Source organism: Erysipelatoclostridium sp. An15, assembly GCF_002160675.1.
In the GTDB taxonomy this organism is placed as follows: domain Bacteria; phylum Bacillota_I; class Bacilli_A; order Erysipelotrichales; family Coprobacillaceae; genus Thomasclavelia; species Thomasclavelia merdavium.
In genome coordinates this window covers 39,827-46,109 of the sequence record NZ_NFLA01000019.1, presented here as the reverse complement: position 1 = coordinate 46,109, position 6,283 = coordinate 39,827, and the positions used below count along the sequence as shown (strand labels likewise).

Sequence of the window (6,283 nt, the reverse complement as noted above, 5' to 3'; positions counted from 1 at the left end):
ACAGGAAGGTCATATCGAACAAAGGATAAGATATCCATGATTGAGGATGATGATCATAACAACCAGAACTGGTGAAAATTAAACTAACACTTTTGGTAAATTTTATATTGACATTAACATTTCGATATAAAACAGCAGTGACTTTCTGCTTTCAGCTCATTCAAGCATTTTCTTATAATCATCCTGATTAATTGTATCTTCAGGGTATTTATTACGATAATTTTCTATACCGTCACATATCTGAACCGCCAGTTTTTTATGATATCTGCTGCTTTGCAGCTGGCCCCGTTCGTTAGGATTGGAAATGAACCCGCATTCTATAAGCACTCCTACTGTTTTGGTAGCTCTCAGCACTCTAAAATCTGCCCCTGAAATAACCTTGCTGCTTCCAGTGATCTCTTTCATTGACTCATGGATCTCATTAGCTAATCTTTTCCCTTTTTCACTGTTATTGTAATAAAACACCTGAGAACCCCAGACACTGCTTGAAGGTGCTGAATTCAGATGAACACTGATCAGATATTCACTGTTGAATGAATCTATCTTTTTTACTCTTAGATACATATCATCCTGTTTAGAGTAATGATGATGACGTCTTGTTAGATCCTGCTCATCTTCCCTGGTCAGGTTTACAGTAGCACCACGATTTTCAAGCTCCTCTTTTAACGCAAATGATATTTCCAGATTCAGCTCTGCCTCGTTTACAGATCCGGCACTTGCTCCATTATCCAACCCACCATGTCCTGGGTCTATAACAATAGAAACGTTTTTTAAAGTTTGTTCACTATTTACAGGAATTTCTGTTTTTTTGATAAATAGATTACTTGCTATATATACCATTACTGTAATCATTATTATTAGATATGTTCTTTTCACAAAATCACCTATAGGATTATATGCAAATAGCTACAAATAAATGTATTTTTCTTATAATTGAGAAAAATTTAATTATACCTCTTTTAATAATCTGGCTAACCTTGATATTTTATTATTTATATGCTGTTTTTTTATTTAGACAATTTAATTTATAAAAATACAACGAGTTGTGACTATCACGTAAATCCAGTTGATAATCGCAGCTCGTCTTTTTTTATAAACTTTACTTATTATTTTTACTAATTTATAAATATAAATTATATCTATATAATCACTATTTTTGTTTTATAATAATTACATATTTAAAAATAATAATTTTATACTTGGAGGAATCTATGAAATTACAATATCAAAATATCATTATTAGAAATGCAACCATTGACGATGCTACAATTTTATATCATTGGTGGAATGATGGTCGCGTTATGGCTCACGCTGGATTTTATGATGGATTAAAAATAAGTTTAGATGACGTAATAGAACAATTAAAAACAGAAAATGACCCTAAAGAAAAATGTCGTCTTATTATTGAAATTGATCAACAAAAAATTGGGGAAATGATTTACTTTCATCGTAGTACAAAACTAGCTGAAATTGGTATAAAAATATGTGAATTAACTTATCAAAATAAGGGCTATGGTAAAATCTTGCTATCGATGCTTATTAGCGAACTATTTAAATACAATTATAAACAAATTAAAATAACAACAAATATTAACAACAAACGAGCAAGGCACGTCTATGAATCATTAGGGGCTAAACTGCATCAAATTGAAAAAGATGCTTACAAGGATTCTAGAGGACAATTACAAACAGCCTATGATTATCGTCTAAATAAAGATGATTTTCAATGTTTTAATTAAAATGAAAAGGGGGAAATTTTAATGATAAAAGTATTAGCAAAAAGTATTCGTGAATATAAACGAGCTTCAATTATGACACCTATTTTAGTTAGCGGTGAAGTAGTAATGGAATGTTTAATTCCCTTTATTATTGCAACACTAGTAAACCAGGTAAAAAGCGGCGCTGATTTGGATTCAATATTAAAATATGGTTTAATTTTAATACTAATGGCTGGTTTATCTTTAATGTTTGGAGCTTTAGCAGGTTCGTCATGTGCCGTTGCTTCATGTGGTTTAGCCAAAAATTTACGCAAAGATATGTTTAATAATATTGAAAAATTTTCTTTAAAAAAAAGAACTAAAAAAGTTCTTTTAATTAAGATTTATTTCATAATTTCTATTATATAAATATCATCAATGTTTATCTTTGTTCCATCAATCAATACTACTTTTTTAGTATATTCATCGATTTTTTTTACTTTTTCTATTTTTTCAATATACTTACCTCCTGTTTTTCTTAAATCTTTTTGGAAGTAAACTATCTTAACTGTTGGTTGTAAATGAATATTATTAACGATTAGTTGTAACTTTCGATTAATTATTTCTATTTGATTTTCGTCTAAAATCTTTTTGTTAGTAGTCAAACGTTCGGTTTCTTTAATCGCATCTTTATGACCGGTTAAAGCTGCAAACGGTGCAAACTGAGCCGCCCTTTCATACATAGTCATTGGTTGATGAACTTTTGAAACATGATGAGGTTGATCAATAATATCACTATAATCATGAATATTATTTTTATTTGCCATTTAAGCCTTATGACCTCCTATTGTCTTATTTCTTTGGCGCCCTGTCGCTCCCTCTTCTAGATTCATTCCTTTCAATACCGCATTTTTACCAAATTTCTTTTTAAGAGCTAATGTTGTTTCCTGAAGCTTTTTTTCTTTTTCAAGCTTAGCTTGCAACTGCTTTTCTTGTAGCAAGAGTTGATCATAATCAGTAAACATATCCATTTGCATAAATGATTCTTGATGTTCAATTGTACTTTCATCAATAACATGATTAGCCGATAAATTAAAACGTCTAATTGTCAAAGATTTATTAATTTTTTGATCATACCACTCTAATACCTTTTCTCGAATAATTATTGATGAAGAAGTATAACATTCTAAATTAATTGTACCATGTCCATGCTTAGGAATTTTTCTACCATATCGATCATCCATTAAAGCTCCACTATAATTGTTAGTTAAATTATCACGATCATACCCTACAGTTACTACAATTTGATCTGTAACTAAATGCCGATCAACCAAATCTAACGCTAAAGAATCGAGCATTTCTTTTAATACCAAACGTCCTTTTTTAAAATCATAAGGACAACTTAAAACCTGGCCAGAACCAATACTGTTATGTTTAGGTTTATATGATTTTATATCTTTCATTGTACATGGTTCATAACCCCAGGCATGATCGATTAATAATTCAGCATTGACACCAAACATATCATAGAGCAATTCTTCGTTATAATAATCATCTGCTTTTCCGACTGAACATTTAGCTATATCACCCATTGTATATAAACCTACTTCTTGTAATTTTTGTTTATAGCCACGTCCAACGCGCCAAAAATCAGTTATTGGCTGATGGTTCCATAAATATTTTCGATACATCTTTTCATTTAATGAAGCAATCCTTACCCCATCTTGATCTGGTTTTATGTGTTTAGCAACAATATCCATAGCCACTTTACATAAATATAAATTAGTACCGATTCCGGCTGTTGCTGTAATTTTAAATGTATTATAAATATCTTGAATAATCATTTTCGCAAAATCTTTGGGATGAATATCAAGATTTTTTAGATAATGCGTTGCATCAATAAATACTTCATCAATTGAATAAACATGAATATCTTCAGGTGACACATATTTTAAATAAATTTTGTAGATTTCAGCACTATATTCTAAATAAAAAGCCATTCTGGGCGTTGCAATAATATATGATAACTTTAAATATGGATTATTTTTAAGTTCGTCATCATTATATGATTCACCTTGAAAACAACGACCTTTAATCTGTCTTTGCCTTTTAATATTTACTTCTTTTACCTTTTGAATAACTTCAAAAAGACGCGCCCGTCCTGGCAAGCCATACTGTTTCAATGAAGGTGATAAAGCTAAGCAAATAGTCTTTTCAGTTTTACTGCCATCTGCAACTACTAAATTCGTTGTTAACGGATCAAGATCACGTTCAACACATTCAACAGATGCATAAAATGATTTTAAATCAATTGCAATATATACCTGTTTGCTCATCACGACCACCTTCCTTGATAATTTAAGTATATACCATTTTACTACAGCTAATCTTTTACTATCAACAATAAAATAAAAAGAAGGACGATAATATCCTTCAAATATCTAAACTATTTTATTTTTATAATATTAAAATAAGTTTCCAATTAGTCAATAATGCTTTATCATTTTTTATATACGATAATTTTATCAATTAATAACTATATAAATATTTTTTATATAATTCGCTGCTTTATTTCATTAATAAAATCATCATTATCCTTTAAAGAGATGTAAAAATCTTTATCTTTTGTCACAATATGAATTCTATCTAATGAATTTGCACTTGAAGCAATAGGATTACGACTTCTATTAATTTCTAATATATCTTTTATAACTATTTTTTCTTTCCCAAAGCCATAATAAAAAATAAAATAATTATCAAATAATTCTACTCTATTTCTTACAAAAACAGGAATCCAGATCAAATTAAGCCCATAATAAAACACCCAAAACAAAAGCCACCAAATATTTGTAAACAAATCAGAAACTTCATATAAAATAAATACCAGTGGCAAGATATTATATATTACAAAAATCAATATTATCCACCAGCTATTTTTCCCTTCATATTTTATCACACTTAACCATCTCCAATTTATAATAATATTTACCAGCGTTTCATATTCTTTTTAAATTTCTTTATATATGATTGTTTAAGTTCATCCACACTAATTCCATAGCATAACATTACATCATTATAATACATAAGAACATCTGCCATCTCTTCAATAAGATTTTCTCGTAACTTAGTATCACTGCAAGCTTTTAAATCACCATTTTTTTTAATAATATCAATGACTTCCCCTATTTTACCTATCATCCATAATAATTTATTTTTGCCATTTTCTAGTGTGATTGGTTCCCATATATTTTTATATTTATTTTGTAACCTTTTTTTGCATTTCCTGCATTTCATTTATACCAAAATCACTCATCATTCCACCCTCCAAGTCGCTTTTTTTAAAACTAATCTTTTCCTGTCATAATAAAATCTATCAATTTTTCCACATCATCAAAATCATCATAATCACCATACACTCCCTGACGATGATACACGATACCTTTTTTCTCATTTGCTTCTAAACACTCTAACAACTTATCTTCTCCATACCTTTTTACAAATAAAGTAAATGCATATGGTTTAATTTTTCTTAATATTCCTTTTTTACAATCCTCTTTACACATATAACAATGTGCAACCCCCTTTTCAATTGAACAAATTCTATTTTCACAACTGTCACTACCTGGACATTCATCAAACTGACAACCATGACACTGATCATTTTCACTGCATAAACAACATGCTAGTCCACATCTGGCAATTCCTAATTCTCTTTTCATTATTAGCATCTCCCAATAAATAATTTATCTAAAAAAATTATCTCACTTTTGTTAATCTAATACAACCACACACTATTATTCAAATAATTTTAGATTGTTAAAACAGTAGTATTTCTAGCATAAAAAACATCAACCAATTAATTTAAATTGATTCTTCCATTTTAATAAATATTAGCTAATTAACTAATACTTATATTTTAAAGTATACAAAAAAGCTCCAAGATAAACTTGAATCTTTTTTTGTATTTGTTTGAAATTATCTTTTTGAGAATTCCGCAACCTTATAAAATAAGGGTTTTAATGCCTTTTTGTCTCTTACTTGTCGCATTGCCATAACCATTCACAAAACTTATATCCACTTATTCTGTATTATCATTAGATGATAATACAGCTTCAACCTGAGCAATTAATTGTTCCTTATCAGGCATATATGTTACATATTTTGAAGCAAAAATATTATTACTCAAGCCTCCTAATGCATACTGCATATCAACATTGCCTTTATCAGTGCATAAAATCAATCCAATTGGTGGATTATCATTTTCATCATTAATTTCTGCTGTATAATAATTCAAGTACATATTAAGTTGCCCAACTGCTTCAGGCATTAATTTAATAGTTTTTAATTCTATCAATACATAAGATTTTAAAATCTTATTATAGAAAACCATATCAACATAATAATGAGTATTCCCGAACGTTACTCTTTGCTGAGTTCCTACAAACATAAATCCTTTTCCAAGTTCCAAAAGAAACTTTTCAATTTGTCTAACAAGAGCTTCTTCCAAATCAGATTCCATCATTGGTTTATTTTCTGGCAGACCTAGAAATTCAAAAACATAAGGATCTTTTACTATATCTTCTGGT

Annotated in this window: 9 protein-coding genes; 2 read left to right on the top strand and 7 right to left on the bottom strand. The window is 29.0% G+C overall.

Annotation, left to right across the window (positions count from 1 at the left end; translation table 11 throughout):
• Positions 1 to 156 precede the first annotated feature (156 nt).
• Positions 157 to 876 carry an N-acetylmuramoyl-L-alanine amidase gene (locus B5E92_RS07800; protein ID WP_239406428.1) on the bottom strand — a complete coding sequence of 240 codons (720 nt, stop codon included), beginning with the start codon at positions 874 to 876 and terminating at the stop codon, positions 157 to 159.
• Positions 877 to 1,211: 335 nt separating this feature from the next.
• Between B5E92_RS07800 and B5E92_RS07795 the strand changes: the two genes are divergently transcribed.
• Together B5E92_RS07795 and B5E92_RS07790 are read left to right on the top strand one after the other, a co-directional pair.
• Entirely contained in the window at positions 1,212 to 1,739 is a 528-nt protein-coding gene (locus tag B5E92_RS07795; RefSeq protein WP_087300863.1) for a GNAT family N-acetyltransferase, read from the top strand.
• A gap of 21 nt (positions 1,740 to 1,760) precedes the next feature.
• The gene (locus B5E92_RS07790) at positions 1,761 to 2,126 is read left to right on the top strand and encodes a hypothetical protein (protein WP_204215289.1); all 366 of its coding nucleotides are present in this window, start codon (positions 1,761 to 1,763) and stop codon (positions 2,124 to 2,126) included.
• Here the strand turns inward: B5E92_RS07790 and B5E92_RS07785 are convergent.
• From B5E92_RS07785 to B5E92_RS15830, 6 genes are all read right to left on the bottom strand, one after another.
• Entirely contained in the window at positions 2,102 to 2,524 is a 423-nt protein-coding gene (locus B5E92_RS07785) for a hypothetical protein (RefSeq protein ID WP_087300860.1), read from the bottom strand. The two genes, B5E92_RS07790 and B5E92_RS07785, sit on opposite strands and share 25 nt — an antisense overlap.
• The gene (locus B5E92_RS07780; RefSeq protein ID WP_087300857.1) at positions 2,525 to 4,033 is read right to left on the bottom strand and encodes a DNA methylase; all 1,509 of its coding nucleotides are present in this window, start codon (positions 4,031 to 4,033) and stop codon (positions 2,525 to 2,527) included. It lies immediately after the preceding gene.
• Between the two features lie 215 nt (positions 4,034 to 4,248).
• Entirely contained in the window at positions 4,249 to 4,653 is a 405-nt protein-coding gene (locus tag B5E92_RS07775) for a PH domain-containing protein (protein ID WP_087300854.1), read from the bottom strand.
• A 29-nt stretch (positions 4,654 to 4,682) separates the two neighbouring features.
• The gene (locus B5E92_RS07770) at positions 4,683 to 4,991 is read right to left on the bottom strand and encodes a MazG nucleotide pyrophosphohydrolase domain-containing protein (RefSeq protein WP_239406427.1); all 309 of its coding nucleotides are present in this window, start codon (positions 4,989 to 4,991) and stop codon (positions 4,683 to 4,685) included.
• Positions 4,992 to 5,041: 50 nt separating this feature from the next.
• Positions 5,042 to 5,416 (bottom strand): hypothetical protein, encoded by a 375-nt coding sequence (locus B5E92_RS07765; protein WP_087300851.1) that lies wholly within the window; start codon positions 5,414 to 5,416, stop codon positions 5,042 to 5,044.
• A 359-nt stretch (positions 5,417 to 5,775) separates the two neighbouring features.
• Entirely contained in the window at positions 5,776 to 6,273 is a 498-nt protein-coding gene (locus tag B5E92_RS15830; protein ID WP_255376204.1) for a PDDEXK nuclease domain-containing protein, read from the bottom strand.
• Positions 6,274 to 6,283: the final 10 nt, after the last annotated feature.